This is a genomic window from Microcoleus sp. PH2017_08_TRC_O_A (assembly GCF_020738665.1).
Lineage (GTDB): Bacteria > Cyanobacteriota > Cyanobacteriia > Cyanobacteriales > Microcoleaceae > Microcoleus.
Map to the genome: position 1 here is coordinate 14,663 of NZ_JAEQCE010000056.1, position 19,109 is coordinate 33,771.

The following is a 19,109-nucleotide window of genomic DNA, read 5'->3' on the forward strand; positions in this document are numbered from 1 at the left end:
CCCTGACAAACAGACGGTTTCGGAGCGAAATCACTTTTTTTACTTCATTAACCAGCAAAAGTGCTGTATCGCCTGCGCGAGGGCTGAGACAGGACAGTTTTAATGGTAATAATCTATCTATCGGGTGATATTTTGCCTTCGGCTTTCTGTGAGCGGGTGTATCTTTAACAAGGAGATATCTTACCTCCCGCAGCAGACAATAACAGCGAGCCTCAAAAAATTACTTGATGAGGTTTTCTGTCGATCGTCTAATACACTTTATGGGCAGAAAAAATTTACCATTTCTGAAAGCTAACACTTGGTTGGATGAACGAAATTAGGGTGGCAGTTTCCCATCTATGTCAGTCAATTTTAGATTTTAGATTTTAGATTTCCTGGCCAGATGAATCTGGGAGCTTGAACTTTAGTCTAAAGTCTAAAATTTTGGGCTGCTCGCGACTTGAGTCGGGGGCTTGTCTGCATTGTTTTTGGGCGGTGTAATTTAATTGAAATCGGCATACCCTGTATCGACGAGGCGGATTAAAAATTTATGACTTGCAGTCTAGTTAGTGACAACAATCCAGGTTTGAGACTGCGTTCATCTGCGATCGCCAAAAATAGAATATTGTTACCCACAAGCAACTTCTCAAAATTTCAACTTAGAGTCTTCGAGCGGATTTCTGTTTAAGGTAAATGCTGGAGACAATTGTTAGTGCTGAATTTTTCATGATGTTTTGGAGAAATCGATTTACAGATTTGCTGGTAAGCTACTTGCGATTTTCCTGGGTCTCCCCCAGTTACGCCCAAGAGAGTAGAAACCCGATTTATTCCTAGATTTTTTGCAGCCCAACCAAGATTTACAATCTAAATCTGGTTTCTGAGCGCAAGTCATCAACTAGAAAAACACCGATCGTCATCCGCTAGTTAGGGCCAATTTAACCTAGCAATACTGCTCGATTAGATTTTAATTACTTAGTTTGGGCGCGGCTAGTCCCCAAAAAGCTTCAACAACAACCCTTCCACGTAAGTACATATTAACTGATGGATTACTACCTCAGCAAATATTCGCATACAACAACCCCAATACAACCTATATCTTTTGGGCGCGAACGTCAAGAGTTCTGGCTTGATAGTACCGACAATCTTGACAGGGCCCAGAAGGATTCACAGCACAGCGAATGTAATTAGAGCGAGCGTTATACTCGCAAGTGATATCGCCGATCGGATAACCCAGGCCTTCTACGTAAATGCGATCGCCCATTGCTAGTTGAGCAGGCAGGGGTCTATTTGCTACCGCCCGCCTGGCCGCTGCAATTCTCTCGCTGACTTGCCTCTCGGCAGAGCGCATCACCCACAAAGACACCAGCGACGGAGCCAAACCTATGACAATAATCAGGAGAACTGTAAACACATTTTCAGAGCTTTTGTGAATAATCTTGTTTTTTATTTACATAATCCCGAAGCTAAAATCATCGGGTAACAGACGGTTTTCAATCAGGAAAGTTCCCAGTGAAATCTCAAACTATGCCGCCCGTGCGTTAACCGTTTGCTGGTAAGGGTTGTTGTGGATAGGTTCGTAGTGAGGAATGCAAGTCCTTTCTAAATCAGAGGACTTGCATTCCTCGCTACGAACGGGAGAGGGGTTACACTTGGGAGCATCTCATGTTTGTAAAAAGAATTTTTTTATTTGAGTGCTGTCCCCGCTCGCGTATTGTATAATACGCGAGCGGGGACAGCACTATAAATGAAAAAATGCAAAACTGAGATACTCCCTTAAACTTTAGCAACCTGCGCCGCTAAATCCATCACCGCACTCGAAGCCTCCACCTTAGCAACATCAAGCAAAGTCTTCAAAACCGAATCGGGATTCAAACTAATCGAATCAATTCCCAACTCAACCAAGAAGCGAGCAAACTCAGGATAATCGCTGGGCGCTTGGCCGCAAATACCTATCTTGCGATCGTACTTCTTAGCGGCTTTAATGGCAATTTCCACCATCCGCTTCACAGCTTCATTGCGTTCGTCAAAGATGTGGGCGACTAAGGCAGAATCCCGGTCTAATCCTAATGTTAGCTGAGTTAAGTCGTTAGAGCCGATCGAGAATCCGTCAAAAACCTGGGCAAATTCGTCAGCAAATATGACATTGCTGGGCAATTCGCACATCACGTACACCTGCAAGCCATTTGCACCCTTGACTAAACCGTGTTTCGCCATCTCGGCCAACACTTTGCGCCCTTCCTCCGGCGTGCGACAAAACGGAATCATCGGAATCACATTTGTCAAGCCCATTTCGTCGCGCACTCGCTTTAATGCCTTGCATTCCAAAGCATAAGCTTCGCGGTAATTCGGGTCATAATAACGAGAAGCGCCGCGCCACCCGATCATCGGGTTTTCTTCCTTCGGTTCAAACTGCCGCCCTCCCAGCAGATTAGCATATTCGTTGCTCTTGAAATCGCTCATCCGCACGATGACTGGATTGGGATAAAATGCGGCGGCGATGGTGGCAATTCCGCAGGCTAATTTGTCGGTAAAGAAATCGGGTTTGTGTTTGTAAAGTGCTGTGAGTTTGGCAATTTGGCGCTTGACTGATGTGTCGGTCAATTCGTCAAAGTGAATCAGTGCCAAGGGATGCGCTTTGATGTGGTTGGCGATGATGAATTCTAGCCGCGCTAACCCTACGCCATCGCAAGGAATTGCTGACAAACCAAAAGCTTCTTCTGGGTTTCCGACATTCATTAAAATTTGAGTGCGGGTGCGGGGCAAATTGTCGATCGCAATTTCTTGAATTTCAAAAGGAACTAAACCGGAATAAACTTTGCCTTCGTCTCCTTCGGAACAAGAAACAGTAATTTCTTGATTGTTTTGCAAGACTTTAGTACCGTCGCCGGTGCCGACAATGGCGGGGATTCCCATTTCCCGGGCAATGATCGCAGCATGGCAAGTACGGCCGCCGGAATTGGTGACAATCGCGCTGGCTTTTTTCATGATCGGTTCCCAATCCGGGTCAGTTTTGTTGGTAACAAGAACTTCCCCTGCTTCAAAGTCAGCGATTTGGTGAACGTCTAAAATTACGCGGGCTTTACCTTGTCCGATAGCTTCACCAACGGCACGCCCTGTTGCCAAAACTGCGCTGGAACCTTGCAATTTGTAGTTGCGTAAAACTGTAGCAGATTTTTGTGATTGTACTGTTTCCGGCCGCGCTTGGACGATGAATAGTTCGCCTGTATTGCCGTCTTTTGCCCACTCGATGTCCATCGGCGTGTAGGTGCCGCGGACTTGAGAGTAGTGTTCTTCTATCTGTACGGCCCAACGTGCTAGTTGCAGAATTTCTTCATCGTTAAGGGCGTATTTGCCGCGTTCTGCTGGGGCTACCGAGAGGTTTTTGGTGTATTTGGAACCGCCGAGATCGTACACCATTTTGATGTCTTTGGTGCCGAGGCGTTTGTCGAGAATTGGGCGGAAATCTTGTTTTAATGTGGGTTTAAAAACTAGGTATTCGTCGGGATTTACTGCTCCTTGAACGATGTTTTCTCCTAATCCGTAGGCGGCGGTGATTAGGGCGGCATTTTTGAAACCGGTTTCGGTGTCGATGCTGAACATGACGCCGGAGGATGCTAAGTCCGATCGCACCATTTTCTGCACGCCGACGGATAAGGCGACTTCAAAGTGGTCGAAACCTCGTTGTTGGCGGTAAGAAATCGCTCTGTCGGTGAAGGTGGAGGCGAAGCATTTGTGGCAGCATTGGAGGACGCTGGTGCAACCGTGGACGTTGAGGTAGGTTTCTTGCTGTCCGGCGAAACTGGCGTCTGGTAAGTCTTCGGCGGTGGCGGACGAACGGACTGCTACGTCTGTACTGTCGCCGTAGCGATCGCACAGTCGATCGTAAGCATCTGCGATCGCCACTTGCAAGTCTCGCGGAAACGGTGTATCGAGAATTAACGCCCGCGCTTGCTTCCCTTTGATGCGGAGGTTCTGGAGATTTTCTACGTCTAAATCGGCAAAAATTTCGCGCAATTTTGCTTCTAAACCCGCCGACTCGATGAAGTACCGATAAGCGTATGCTGTAGTTGCAAATCCATTGGGGACGCTGACTCCTTTGGGGGTTAACTGTTGAATCATTTCCCCCAATGAAGCATTTTTACCCCCTACTAATGGGATGTCGGCTATCCCGACTTCATCAAACCACAATATTAAGGCTTTTTCTTTGGGAATTAAAACTTGTTTTTCTTGAATTGCTAATTTGTCTAGCATTGCTTTTTTCCTCTCACATTCAGACCAGTTCGGTTAAAGGACAGTAAACAAAGGAGTGTCAATTTTTAAATGTAGTTTTGTTGCCCAAAAGCTCAGATGTTTTTCGCGTCTGTATCCGGCCTAGTTTTTAATTGCCTCTATTTCTATCTTATAACTTTTTTGCTAAATGGCAAGACCCCTGGGGAAGATTTATTTAATTGCAAAAAGTAAAGAAATGGCAGCGGGGAGTTTAGGTAAGCTATCATAAAAAAAATTGTAAAAATGTCAATGTCAGACATAATTTCCACGGATTTATTGGCGCCGATCGCGCAGCGGTGCGGGGATACCGCTCAAATTGTGTTGACTGTTGACGGTGAAGCGATTCGATCGCGGCGATCGCCCACAAAACACAACACCGAGCAGTTTTGTTTCCTCCAGCAACCCAGATTCTCAAAACCGTAAAAATTTTACCTCTGATTGGGTTGACCTACTTAGAGCAAAAACACAGTCGATGTAGAACATTGTAGTTTTTGGACGCAAGCAATTTTATTTTTTACCAGCGTTATTTTGGCATTCAATTATTTATATGCTATAATAATTAGCTCGACTGCCTTACGATAATTAACAAGGTATATGATATCAGTTTTGAGCCCAACCGCCAAGCGAAACGGCTTTAAAGTTCTCCTGGTCGAAGACAATCAAGCCGAAGCCGATCTAATCGAAGAATTGTTATTAGAAACAAATGTCAGCCGAGCCGAAACCCAAAGGCTGTCAGTAAGCTGTACAGACCGTCTCAGCAAAGCGCAGCAAATTTTGCTCGGCGAACATTTTGATGTGATTTTACTTGACCTTTCGCTGCCCGACAGCCAAGACATAAGTACAATTGTTAACATACAAGAATACAGCCTCAATACTCCGATCGTCGTACTGACGGCGCACAACGATGAAGAACTCGCCGTGCAGTCAATCCAAGCAGGAGCTCAGGATTATCTAGTCAAGCGAAAAATCGACAGCGAAGTGTTAATGCGATCGCTCCGCTACGCAGTTGAGCGGCAGCACAACCAAGAAGCTTTGCAAAAAAGTGAAGCAAAATATCGCTCCGTAGTCGAAAATTCCCTCGTCGGAATTGCGATTATTGCTCCTCCAGTTTCCCTCTCAGAACCCACACAATGCCAGTGGTTGGAAGTTAACGATGCTTTGTGCAATTTGCTGGGATACGAGCGCCAAGAACTTTTGCACGGAAATTGGGAACAGTGGGGCTATCCTGAAGACTGGCAGGCTAGTTTAGAGCAGTTAAATAAAATTTTTGCCGGGGAGAGCGAAGGCTATATTTTAGACAAAAGATGGCGCAAAAAAGATGGAAAAATAGTTTATACTCGGGTTTCCCTGCGCTGCATCCGGGGCCGCGACGGCTCGATCGACCGGATGATTAAAGTAATTTTGGACGTGAGCGACCGCTATCGCTACGAAGCCGAAGTAAAAGCATCAGAAGAGTTTTTAAATCACACGATTAATGCTACTCCTGACCCAATTTTTGTCAAAGACGAGCAACATAGGTGGGTTGTACTAAACGATGCTTTTTGCGAATTGATGGGAAAAGGGCGATCGGAACTTATAGGTACGTCGGGATACGAGTTTTTGGGCGCAGCACAAGCCAAAGTTTTTGAGCAACAAGACGAGCAAGTATTGCAAAGAAGTATTCCCAAACAAACGGAAGAGACTTTTACAGATAGCGCAGGTCAAGAACGCATTATATCTACCAAAAAAACAGTTTTTAATAAAGCTAACGGCACTAAAATGTTGGTCGGAATCATGCGAGATGTGACCGAATACAAGCGCCAGCAAATAGCATTGCAGGAAAGCGAAGATCGATTTCAAATAATCAGCGCTAACGTGCCGGGAATGATTTATCAATACAGGCTTTATGTGGATGGCAAAACATCTTTTACTTATGTTTCTTCTGGGAGTTGGCAGCTCTACAATTTAAGACCTGAAGAAATAGAAGAAAATGCCAGCTTGGCTTTTGCTACAGTTCACACCGATGACATCTCAGACTTGCATCGATCGATCGCAACTTCAGCAGTGACTCAGGAATCTTGGCACCACCAGTGGCGGCAAGTTACGGGAGAACGAGTGAAATGGCTGCAAGGCGCGGCTAAGCCCTCCAAGCAGGCCAACGGCGATATAGTTTGGGATGGTTTGGTGATCGATGTCACCGAATTAAAACAAACACAACAAGAGCGCGATCGCTTCTTTAGCATTTCGCTAGATTTACTTTGCATTGCAGGTTTTGACGGCTATTTCAAACGCTTAAACCCTGCTTGGTCAAATGTATTAGGTTACAGCCGAGACGAACTTCTAGCCAAACCTTTTATAGAATTCGTGCATCCAGAAGACAGAGAAATAACTATAGCTGAATTAGAAAAACTTCAAAATTCTCACCCCGTTATTAACTTAGAAAACCGCTGTATTTGCCCAGATGGTACTTATAAATGGCTGTCGTGGACGGCATCACCTTTTGCTGAAGAAAGTTTAATTTATGCAGTTGCCAGAGATATTACATTGAGCAAGCAAGCTGAAGCTGAATTGCGTAAAAGTGAAGCCACTAATCGCGCTCTTTTAAACGCGATACCCGACATGATATTTCGCTGTCGCGCCGACGGCACTTTTGTAGACTTCAAACCCGCAAAAGATATCCAAACCCTGGTACCGGAAAACATATTTATTGGTCAAAAAGCACAAGACATCTTGCCTGCTGCTTTTGCTGAAAAAATATTGTCCGGCAATCAACAAGCGATCGAGACCGGCGAGATTCAAGTTGTAGAATATCAACTGCCAATTCAGGATGTACTGTGCGATTTTGAAGCGAGAATTGTCTTCTGCACCGATGACGAAATTATTGCGATCGTCCGGGATATCACCAGCCGCAAACGTTTTGAGTCAAAACTCCAGCGACAAGCAGCAGCAATGGCAGCCGCTTCCGAAGGCATAGGTATTGTCAATGCCAGCGGAGATGTGATTTATGCCAACGCAGCTAAACTCAAAATCTACGGTTACAATGCCCTCGAAGAAATATTGGGCAAAAGTTGGAAAATATTTTATGAAGGTGCAGAACTCGCAAGGTTTGAGCGGGAAATTATGCCGACTTTAGCGCACCAAGGTTATTGCAGCACAGAAGCAGTAGGCTGCCGCCGCGATGGCTCTCAATTCCCTCAAGAAGTCTCGCTGACAATTTTGCCGGAGGGCGAAATAATTTGCATTGTTCGCGATATTACTGCGAGAAAGAAAGCAGAAGCAGATTTGCAAGATAGCAAGCGGTTCGGCGATCGCATTGCTGAGGCAAGTCCTAATATTTTGTATGTTTACGACTTGATAGAACAAAAAAATATTTATGCGAATGCTTCTATCTCTCAGATTATTGGCTATACAGTAGATGAGATTCAGGCAATGGGGCCGTTGATGTTAACTTTAATGCACCCGGAAGATGCCATCAAAATGCCTGATTATTTACAGCAAGTCGCAACGGGTACAGAAGGAGAGATCTTTGAAATTGAATACCGCATCCGGCACAAGGATGGTTCTTGGCGCTGGATTGTCAGCCGAGATACTGTATTTGCAAAAACAGCAGAGGGCCAGTTAAAACAAATTCTCGGCACGGGAACTGATATTACAGAAAGCAAGCAAGCAGAAGATGAAATTAAGCTGTTGCTGGCAGCAACTCAAGCCATTAGTAAGTCGGTAGATTTTCACAGCGCTCTCCCTGATATCCTCCGGTTGCTGTGCACTGCGATCGGCTGGAATTTTGCTGAAGCTTGGATACCCGTTGCTAATGGTACTGTTTTGGAACACAGCGAAACTTGGTATGCTAGCGATCGCGATTTAGATAGGTTTGGCCAGGAAAGTAAGAAAATTAGGTTCGCGCCGGGATTGGGAGTGCCGGGACGGATTTGGTCAACCAGAAAGGTAGAATGGATTGAAGATGTTTCTGTAGTCAATAATGCATTTTTTGCCCGATCGCAAATGGCGGCAGCAGCCGGATTGAAAGCTTGTTTCGGAGTGCCGATTCGCGCCAATTCAGAGGTGCTGGCAATTTTACTGTTCTGCAAGCGCGATCCATCAATTATGGAACCGCGTATAGTAGAATTGGTCAATGCGGTAGCGACTCAGTTGGGTTCTCACATTCAGCGCAAACAAGCCGAAGAAGAATTGCGTAAAAGTGAAGAACGCTGGCAGTTAGTTCTTAAAGGCAATCAAGACGGAATTTGGGACTTGAATCTTCAAACAGATGAAGCTTTTCGATCTGCCCGCTGGCAAGAAATTATCGGTTACGCAGACGGCGAAATCGACAGCAGCAACAGCGAATGGATCGATCGCATCCATCCAGACGATCGCGATCGAGTGCAAGCCACAATCCAAGATTATCTCGATCGCCAAACCCCCAATTACGCCGCCGAATACCGCTTGCAGTGCAAAGACGGCAGCTACAAGTGGGTGCTCGCCCGCGCTCAAGCAGTCTGGGACGAAGCCGGAAACCCCCTGCGGATGGTGGGTTCGATGACCGATATCAGCGATCGCAAAGCAGCAGAATTAGCTTTGCTGCGGGTCACTCAAGCTGTGGAAAGTACCAGCGACGCGATCGCGATCGCTGACTTGAAAGGGCGGTCTATTTACCACAATCAAGCCTTCATTCAGCGTTACGGCTACACAGTGGAAGAACTCAACGAGCTAGGCGATCGCGCCGCGCTTTACATCCGGCCTAAAAGTTACAAAAAAATCTATAAAAACATTCGCAAAGGTCGCTCTTGGTGCGGCGAAGTTGCCCTGCGAACCAAGAGTGATGAAGCTGTTACCGCTCTGGTGCGAGCCGATAGCATTAAAGACATAAATGACCATTCGGTCGGGTTAATTGCCGTGATTACAGATATCACAAGACGCAAAGAATCAGAAGCATTTTTGCGCCAGCAATTAAAGCGGGAACAGTTGGCAGTAGCCATGCTGGAACGCATTCGCTCTTCTCTTAATTTAGAACAAATTCTCACCAAAGCAGTCGAAGAAGTCCGCCAGTTTTTGCAAGTAGATAGAACTGTAATTTACCAATTCAATCCTGATTGGAGCGGGTTTGTCGCAGTCGAATCGGTTGGCGAAAATACCCGATCAATTATAGGAATGGAAATTTACGATCCCTGTTTTGGAGAAGCCTACGTTCCTCTTTACCTAGATGGCCGAATTAGAGCCACAGAAGATGTTTACAATGCCGGCATCGCCGACTGTTACTTGAGTTTGTTGACTCGCCTCCAGGTGAGAGCGAGTCTGGTAGTGCCGATTTTGCAAGGCGAAAACTTGTGGGGGCTGTTGATAGCCCACCACTGCACGGGCCCGCATTCCTGGCAAAAATTGGAGGCAGAGTGCCTGAAACAATTGGGCGTGCAGTTGGCGATCGCCATTCAGCAATCGACCCTATTTGAACAAGCACAAACCGAAATAGCCGATCGCAAACAAGCAGAAGCCGCCCTGCAATTAGCCAAAGAAGCCGCCGAATCTGCCAACCGCGCTAAAAGCGACTTTCTCGCCAACATGAGCCACGAATTGCGGACGCCTTTGAACGGGATTTTAGGATACATTCAACTGCTCAAACCGGATAAGAATTTAACTGCGGAGCAACAGGAAAGTCTCAACAACGTTCACCAGTGTGGCAACCACCTGCTAACCCTGATTAATGATGTTTTAGACCTCTCGAAAATCGAAGCTAGTAAAATGGAACTGTCACCGACAAATCTGCATTTTCCCAGCTTTGTTAAAAGTATTGTCGATCTGTTCCAGATGCGCTCGCATCAAAAAGGAATTGCGTTTAATTACGAGCAGGTGTCGGCGCTGCCAGACTACGTTTTTGTTGATGAAATCAGATTGCGCCAAGTTTTGATTAATTTGCTCAGCAATGCGGTTAAGTTTACGGTGAGCGGTGGCGTGACATTCAAAGTCGGTTACGCAGAAAATTATCCTCAAACCCACTGCACAAATTCGAGTTTGACAGCCGAAGTTTCTACTCAAACAATCAATTGGACTGCGAATTTAGACAATCCGAAAAAGTCGATCGCCCTGCGGGAAACCACAGAAGCGCCCGAAGCGATCGCCACAACTACTGGCGATCGGGCCCCAACCGCTAAAATTCGCTTTCAAATCGAAGATACCGGCATCGGCATCCGGCAGAATAAACTAGAAGAAATATTTTTGCCTTTTCATCAAGTAGGCGATCGTAACAATTTCGTCGAAGGTACCGGACTAGGACTTTCCATCAGCCAAAAATTAGTCAAAATAATGGGCAGCGACATTCACGTCCAAAGTACCCCCGGCAAAGGTAGCATATTTTGGTTGGATATAGACTTGCCCGCAGTCGCCGAATATTCTGAAACCCCCTCCACCCAAGAAAAACGCCGGCTTATCGGTTTTAGAGGCAGCCACCGGAAAGTCCTGATCGTAGACGATCACGAAGTAAATCGTGCCATGCTGCACAGACTGCTTTCTCGTTTGGGCTTTGAAATTGCAGAAGCCATAGACGGCGCAGACTGTTTGCACAAAGCACAGGAATTTCTACCGGATCTAATTTTAATGGACTTGCTGATGCCAGTAATGGACGGCTGGGAAGCCACCAGGCGGCTGCGACAGTTGCCGGAATTAAAAGATGCGGTTATCCTTGCTTTGTCCGCTAGCGTTTACGAGACTACCAGGCAAAAAAGCATACTTGCAGGTTGCGATAATTTTGTCACCAAACCGATTCAAACTAACGACCTTTTAGAATTATTGCGCCTGCATTTGAGACTAGAATGGATTTACGAAGAGGGATCGGAAACCAAAAAACGCAAAGCTCAAACTCCCAAAGCATTATCGGAGATTGCGATTGCTGACTCAACAATAGTGTCTCCTGGTTCAGAGTCAGTCTTTGTCTTGTTAAGATTGGCTGCTATGGGCGATATTGAAGCTATCCTGGAGGAAACTGCTAAACTAGAAAATTCTGACCCGACATTAGTCCCTTTTGTTCAGCACGTTCGCCAACTTGCTAAAGGATTTCAGCTCAGGCAAATTCGAGATTTTTTGAAGCAACATTTGCCCTAAAATTGAGGGTAGCCAACCGATAAATTAAAATCAGTTAAATCTCACGCCCCGATCGTGATTGTCAATAACGCAATACGCTTGGATTAAACCCGATCCCCCCTTAGCCAAGAGGGCAGGCACGGGGGCACCGCCCCTACAAAGGGGGGGACAGGATTCTTCTAAAAGTCCCCCGACTATCCGGGGGATTTAGGGGGATATCCGGAAAATAAACACTGTTAACTGAACAGTATTGCCCTATAAAGAGGCTATTGCAAACGTCGGCACCTACCGAGCAACCGGGTTTCTAGAGGCACCGAAAATCCCTTGAATCTCATGTAAAATTACAACCGACAACTCACAACTCAATCATTTTAATTTTTCCCTTAAATATGAACGATAAGAATTCCGAAAGAAGCATCATACTAATTGTCGATGACAACCAAACAAATCTTGACGTACTTTTCGAGTTGTTAAGAAATTACGGATTTAAAGTATTAGTGGCTCTAGACGGCGAAAGTGCGATCGAGCAAATTGAATACATCCATCCCGACTTGATTCTTTTGGATATCATGATGCCCGGAATTGACGGTTTTGAAACTTGCCTGCGTTTGAAAGCAGACCCGTCAACCCGAGACATTCCAATCATCTTCATGAGCGCCCTTTCCGAGACCCTTGATAAAGTAAAAGGCTTTCAGACAGGAGCAGTTGACTACATCACTAAGCCTTTCCAGCACGAAGAAGTGTTGAGCCGCATAGAAACTCACTTGACAATCCGCAACTTGCAACAAAAACTCGAAGAAAAAAACCTAGAACTAGCCCAGCTCAACCAAAATCTGGAAAGACTTGTCGAACAAAAAACCAAGCAATTAATCGACCAGGAAAAAACAGCCATCATCGGACGTTTGACCCAGGGAATGGTGCACAACCTCAAAAGCCCGCTACAAGTGATCCAGACTAGCGTCGATTTGATTGAAACAAAAGCCACAAAAATCCAAGAAGACTCTTTTTTCAATTATACCAAATACATCTTTCAAGCTGTCTCAAAAATTAATCAGATTATGGATACTCTGATGATGAAAAGCAGGAAAGAACAAAACCAAGATTTGCATCCTGTAAATATCAACGATTTAGTACAGCGAGAAATTCAACTATTGGAAGGAAATATGTTTTTCAAGAATAAGATTAGAAAAAAATACTTTTATGACGAAACAATAACCAATATTCCCTTAATTTATTCCTATATTTCTCAAGTATTTTATAACTTAATAAATAATGCAATGGATGCTATGTGGGAAAGAAAAATCAGGGAAATAACTATCGTGACTCGGCAAGACAACTCGAACATATACATGGATATTGCAGATACGGGATGCGGCATAGCACCTGAAGATTTGTCAAAACTTTTTGACCCTTTTTATACGTCGAAGCCGCCTAAAGGCGAAGAACAAATCGAAGGGGAACCAACAGGAACTGGTCTCGGACTTTATACTTGTATAGAACTTTTAAAACCTTTTAACGGCGAGATTGCTATTAGCAGCAATCTCGGTCAAGGCAGCGTGTTTACAGTCGTGCTGCCCAAACAGCCGAAAAATTGATCGACTCAAATCAGTAAAATCGCCTCCGGTAACAAAACCTGAATTAAGTTCGGAATCAGGTTCGTAGTGAGCACTTTAGTCCTTCTTTATCGGGTTCGTAGTCAGGACTTTAGTCCTTCTTTATCCCAAAGATAGGCATAAAGTCCTCACTACAAACGGGCGTTACTTGTCAGTAATTCAACCGAGACCATTTGATAGTATGTTCCGTAAATTCACTGTAACTGACCTAGCTTCGCAGTCAGGAATTTAGTCCTTCTCGATCCGCGATTTTTTGCCCGGTCTCTTGCTATTTCCTTGCCAAAGGTTGTAAATTAAAATAGAGTGGATTTGCACGATCGCTAAAACTACGATAAATTTGGGTCACTAGGTTTGGAGTGAGGCGGACAACTTGCAGCAAATAGCTCAATTATATAGTAACCGCCACATCGGGCGCGGACGTAAATAACCTCATCAATAAAGCCTAGACTTGTTTATGAATCAACGCTTTGATTCCCGTACTTAAATGTCAACTGTCAAGCGGTCAACTGTCAAGCCATACCAATAAATCTCGGGCGTCTGCAAGTACCCAGCCACCCTACAGCCTGCGGTTCAAGTTTCCCAAAAATGATGCCATTCCCTCAAAAGAATGCAACTCGCCGTACTCCCAACCATGAGAGTCATCCACCATTTCCAATTATTCAATTTTTTAAATTTTTAATATAAAATGATAGGAGCTAGGTAGCTGCATCCGCAGCAGTTTTTATTGGATAAATAAAAAGTAGCAAACTGATATCGCTCGAAAAAAAGAATGCAACTTTAGACAAGCGCGAAACCCGAGACTCATCAGTAATTCCCAAATCTAAAATCCCAAATCTAAAATCTAAAATGGTATGACCTCTGTTCTTGAATCAACTTTAACGCCTGCTTGCTTGAAAGTTCTTTTAGTAGAAGACTGTGCCCAAGATGCAGCACTAATTCAAGAACTGCTGTCTGACGATCGCGAACTGAGAGCATCAATTGAGACGACCAATGTAGTTCGCATCGGGGAAGCGATAGAAATTTTAAGCAGCGATGTTTTTGATGTAATTTTATTAGATTTAACCCTCCCTGATAGCCCGAAATTTAATAATTTTTTTCGCCTCCAAGATGGCGGAATCAATATTCCGATCGTCATTTTGATAGGGGCGGATGAAGAAGAATTGGCTGTCAATTTAATTGCCGCCGGCGCTCAAGATTATCTGATAAAAAAAGAATTAGACAGCCGACTGCTGGTGCGGACGATCGAGTGCGCGATCGCCCGCCATAAGCGACAAGCAGAATGGCAAAAAAGTCAAGGAAAATACCCCCAGGTTGTTGACAATATCAAAGAAGTAGTTTTTGAAACAAATATTGCGGGCAATTGGACTTTTCTCAATCCTGCTTGGACGAAAATAACCGGATTTACGGTTGATGAAAGTTTGGGAAATTCCTGTTTGAGTTACATTCATGCTGACGACCAACACCAATATTTAAATTCCTCTAAAAATTCGACTGAAAATCAAGAAATATCCTGTTGCTATCAAATGCGATATCTTACCAAAAATGGCGAATTTCGCTGGGTAGAAATTCAGGAATTTTTGATTTTTGGCAAAAACGGCGCGGCGCAGGGAACTACTGGAACTATTAACGATATTACGGATAAAATTTTAGCCAGAGAGGAAGCGGAAGCTAATAAAAAATTTTTGAATTATACGATCGATGCAGTTGCCGATCCAATTTTTGTCAAAGATGAACAGCACCGCTGGATACTGTTAAATGATGCTTTTTGTAAGCTGATAGGCAAGCAGCGCGAGCAACTGCTAGGTAAATCGGATTACGATTTTTTCCCCAAAGAAGAAGCTGATTTTTTTTGGGAGAAAGACGAAGAAGTGTTTAGAACCGGGGAAGAAAACGACAGCGAGGAAATATTTACGGATGGCAGCGGTGCTAAGCACATTCTGTCTACAAAAAAAACCGTATTTGAAAATACCGACGGCAGTAAAATACTTGTCGGAATAATTCGAGAGGTCACTGAGGATAAGCGGAAACAATTAGCCCTGCAAGAAACCCAAGCTAGACTCCAGCAAATAGCTGCCAATTTGCCGGGAGTAATTTATCAATTCCGCCTCTCAAGTGACGGCAGACAATGTTTTCCTTACATTTCTTCTGGCAGCCGCGATTTATATGAATTGGAACCTGAAGATATTCAGGAGAATTCCGAACTTATGTTCAGTTGCATTCATCCAGACGACCTCCCAAAAATTCAAGAATCTATTGTTTATTCGGCGGTAAATATGCAGCCATGGCAGCAGGAATGGCGCGCGATTATGCGGTCTGGAAAACTTAAATGGATGCGAGGTGTTTCGAGACCAGAACGAGTTAATTTTACGACGCTTATAGGGCCGGAAGGCGATATTGTTTGGGAAGGGATGATACTGGATATTACTGATTTAAAAGAGACGGAAGCGGCTTTGCGGGAGAGTGAAGCCAGATTTCGATCGCTAATTGAGAATATTCCGGGCGCTATCTGCCGCAACTTATACGATGCTGATTGGACGATGGTGTTTGTGAGTGACGAACTTGAGGCAATTAGCGGCTATGCTGCTGGGGATTTTATTCACAACAACCGCTTGAGTTTTGCTAGCATCATCCATAAGGCAGACAGGGAAATGCTCGATCGACAAATCAGAGCGGCGGTAGACTCGAAACAGCCGTATCATGTAGAATACCGGATTGTGCGCGCTGACAGGTCGGTGCGCTGGATGTCCCAAAGGGGTAGGGCGACTTACAATCCAGAAGGGTTGGTTTTGTGGCTTGACGGAGCGATTTTTGATATTACCGATCGCAAAAACGCCGAATATACCCTGTGTTTGGTAACTCAAGCTGTAGACAGCGCTAGCGATGCAATCGCGATCGCAGATTTAGACGGCTATTCAATTTATCACAATCAAGCATTTATTCAACGCTACGGCTATACAGTTGAGGAACTAAATAATGCCGGCGGCCCAGCAGTAATGTACGCCAAATCTCAAGAGTTAAGAAAATTATTTAAAGTCCTGCGGAAAGGTTTGTCATGGAGCAATGAAATTGCACTCAGGGCTAAAAACGGCGAAATTATCGAAACTCAATTGCGAGCTGACTGCATTAAAGATAGCGCCAGCAAACCAATAGGAATGATGGCAATCATTGCTGACCTTACAGACCTAAAACGCGCCGAATCGGCATTAAAATTCAGTCAAGAGCGATTGCAGTTAGCGGTTTCAGGCAGCTCTTTGGGGCTGTGGGATTGGAATATAGCTACTGGCGAAACTTATTTCGACTCGCAGTGGAAATCAATGCTCGGTTACGCAGACACTGAAATTGACAACAACTTCCAAGGTTGGGAAAATTTGCTGCATCCCGAAGACAGAATCAGAGCAAGAGAATCTTTAAATTTATATTTTGAAGGTGGCATCGAGATCTATGAATTTGAATTTAGGATCCTCAACAAAGCCGGAAATTGGCAGTGGATTTTGGGTATGGGCAAAGTAGTCGAGTACGACGAATGGGGTGCGCCATTGCGGATGACGGGTACTCACAAAGATATCAGCGCCCGCGTTGGGGCCGAAGCCGAAAAAACGCAGTTAATCGCATCTCTACAAGAACTTGCCGACCAATTGCAATATGCACAAGAAATTGCCCGCATGGGAACTTGGGAATTCGATATAGAGACCGGTATTGTTAATTGGTCTGCCGAAGTGTTTCGAGTTTACTGTAGAGAATTTAATTGGCAGCCGACAATGACAGAAATTTTAGAGCAAATTCATCCCGATGACAAGGAAAGCGTTACAGAAGCTTTGCAAAAGGCGGTGAATGAAGGGATAGCTTTCGACATCGACCACCGCATATGTTTTCTATCAGCAGAAATCCGGCACGTTAACTGTAAAGGACAAGCTGTTAAAAATGACTTGGGTAAGGTGGTGCGACTGTTTGGCACGGAAATCGATATTACCGATCGCAAAAAAGCAGAAATTGCTTTGCAAGAAAGCGAACAGCGATTTCGGGCTGTATTTGAACAAGCGGCGATCGGGATTGTTAAAGTGTCACCCGAAGGTAGTTTCTTGAATGCCAATCAAGGCTTTTGCAATATTATCGGATACTCAGAATTGGAACTGAAAGCACGAAATGTTTGGGAGATTTCTCACCCCGAAGATGTAGAAGCAGATGTCGAGTCTGCCCAAAGACTGTTAGCTGGGGAAATTTTGAATTATTCACTTGAGAAACGCTTTGTGCACAAAGACGGTTCATTTGTTTGGGCTAATGTGACTGTATCTTTAGTGCGGGACGGGTTTGGGGAACCAAGCTACGGAATTGCTGTGATTGAAGATATTAATCACCGCAAACTTGCCGAGTCTATCTTGCGCCAGCAATTAAAACAAGAACGCTTGGTGGTAGGGATGCTGGAACGCATTCGCTCTTCTCTAAATTTAGAAGAAATCTTGACAAAAGCTGTTGCTGAAATACGGCATTTTCTGCAAACAGACCGGACAATTATTTATCGGTTTAATCCCGATTGGAGCGGTTTTGTAGCAGTTGAGGCGGTGGCTGAAAATTGGCGGTCGCTTCAGGGAATAAATATTAACGATTCTTGCTTTAAAGACAGCTATGGTTCTGCTTACCAAAACGGTCGCACTGTAGCTGTGGATGATATTTACAAAGCCGGTCTTTCTGAGTGCTACATTAATTTATTAGCTCAATTTCAGGTGCGAGCTAATTTGGTAGTGCCGATTTTGCAAGGTGAGAAGTTGTGGGGCTTGTTGATTGCTCACGAGTGCGCTGGCTGCCGCCAATGGCTAAAAATTGAGGTGGAGTGTCTCAAACAAATTAGCGTGCAGTTAGCGATCGCGATCCAGCAATCGACGCTGTTTGAGCAAGCGCAAACTGAAATTGCCGATCGCAAACAAGCGGAGTCAGCTTTGCAGGAATCGGAAGCGCGCGAACGTTCAAAAGCGCGAGAGTTGGAAGCAGCTATTAACAAACTCAGAACCACTCAAGCTCAGCTCGTTCAAAATGAAAAAATGGTGAGTTTGGGTCAGTTAGTTGCTGGTGTCGCTCACGAAATTAATAACCCAGTTAGCTTTATTCACGGCAATCTCAGTCCGGCTCGCCGTTACAGTTTAGATTTGTTGGAATTGATTAAAGTTTATCAAGATTACTGTCCTAATCCTCCGGCTCAAGTGTTAGATAAACTCAATGAAATAGACTTGGATTATATTGCTGACGATTTCCCGAAATTGTTTACTTCTATGCAAGTAGGAACCGAGCGAATTGTCGAAATTGTCAAATCATTACGCAATTTTTCCCGGTTGGACGAGTCTGCTGGTAAGTCGGCGAACATTCACGAGGGAATTGACAGCACTTTGATGATTTTGCAAAATCGCTTGAAATCTCACAGCAGCCGTCCGGGGATTCAGATTGTTAAAGATTACCAGTTATTGCCGCAAGTTGAATGTTTTCCGGGCGAGTTGAATCAGGTATTTATGAATATTTTGATTAATGCGATCGATGCTTTGGAGGAACGGGACAAGGGGCGGACGATCGAGGAGTGCGATCGACATCCCAGTACGATCGCGATTCGGACTTATGAGGCTGCTGCGGGCTTCGTAGCGGTATCTATTGCGGACAACGGCGGGGGGATACCGGAGCTAGTGCGATCGAGGCTGTTTGACCCGTTTTTCACGACTAAGCCTGTGGGCAAGGGCACGGGTTTGGGACTGTCGATTTCTCACTCGATTGTAGTCGATCGCCACGGCGGCAGATTGACCTGTATTTCGACACTGGGAGAGGGATCGGAGTTTTTGATTGAAATTCCCGTGCGATCGAATTTAACTGGTACCAGTTCAACAGTTGACGGTTGACAGTTGTTATTTGTTATTTGTTATTTGTTATAGCGGTTCTCAGATAGATTAGGTACGTTGTTGGGATGCGAGCCCTCTTTGTTTAAGTGGTTATATAACAATACGGTTTACTTAACACTATTTATGCGCCGGAGATCCCCCTCGCATCCCCCTTAAAAAGCTATGCTTTATAAACATCTTTCTTAACAAGAAATTTGACAAAAGTAACTACTTGTGTAGGAGCCATTGGGGATCTCGCTTCTGATTGAATGGCAATTATCCTGCAAAAAATGTTCATTGATGTCTGCCTCTTGCAATGAGTTTGCTCAAGGGATCTGGGGGT

The 19,109-nt window shown here is 44.7% G+C and carries 6 protein-coding genes; 4 read left to right on the plus strand and 2 right to left on the minus strand.

The window, feature by feature from the left end; all coding sequences use genetic code 11:
* Positions 1-1,069 precede the first annotated feature (1,069 nt).
* Together JGK22_RS19940 and ppsA are read right to left on the minus strand one after the other, a co-directional pair.
* Entirely contained in the window at positions 1,070-1,390 is a 321-nt protein-coding gene (locus JGK22_RS19940; RefSeq protein WP_293182948.1) for a DUF6464 family protein, read from the minus strand.
* Positions 1,391-1,752: 362 nt separating this feature from the next.
* The gene (ppsA, locus tag JGK22_RS19945; RefSeq protein ID WP_293182950.1) at positions 1,753-4,230 is read right to left on the minus strand and encodes a phosphoenolpyruvate synthase; all 2,478 of its coding nucleotides are present in this window, start codon (positions 4,228-4,230) and stop codon (positions 1,753-1,755) included.
* A gap of 267 nt (positions 4,231-4,497) precedes the next feature.
* Here ppsA and JGK22_RS19950 point away from each other — a divergent pair, with 267 nt between their 5' ends.
* The 4 genes from JGK22_RS19950 to JGK22_RS19965 all read left to right on the plus strand — a co-directional run bounded on the left by JGK22_RS19950 (position 4,498) and on the right by JGK22_RS19965 (position 18,787).
* A complete protein-coding gene (locus JGK22_RS19950; protein WP_293197684.1) occupies positions 4,498-4,671 on the plus strand; it encodes a hypothetical protein in 174 nt (57 codons plus the stop codon).
* Positions 4,672-4,842: 171 nt separating this feature from the next.
* Positions 4,843-11,319, plus strand: a complete 6,477-nt coding sequence (locus tag JGK22_RS19955) for a PAS domain S-box protein (protein ID WP_293207002.1) — start codon at positions 4,843-4,845, stop codon at positions 11,317-11,319.
* A gap of 368 nt (positions 11,320-11,687) precedes the next feature.
* Positions 11,688-12,893 carry a hybrid sensor histidine kinase/response regulator gene (locus tag JGK22_RS19960; protein WP_293182956.1) on the plus strand — a complete coding sequence of 402 codons (1,206 nt, stop codon included), beginning with the start codon at positions 11,688-11,690 and terminating at the stop codon, positions 12,891-12,893.
* A gap of 869 nt (positions 12,894-13,762) precedes the next feature.
* Positions 13,763-18,787 (plus strand): PAS domain S-box protein, encoded by a 5,025-nt coding sequence (locus tag JGK22_RS19965; protein WP_293230184.1) that lies wholly within the window; start codon positions 13,763-13,765, stop codon positions 18,785-18,787.
* Positions 18,788-19,109 lie beyond the last annotated feature (322 nt).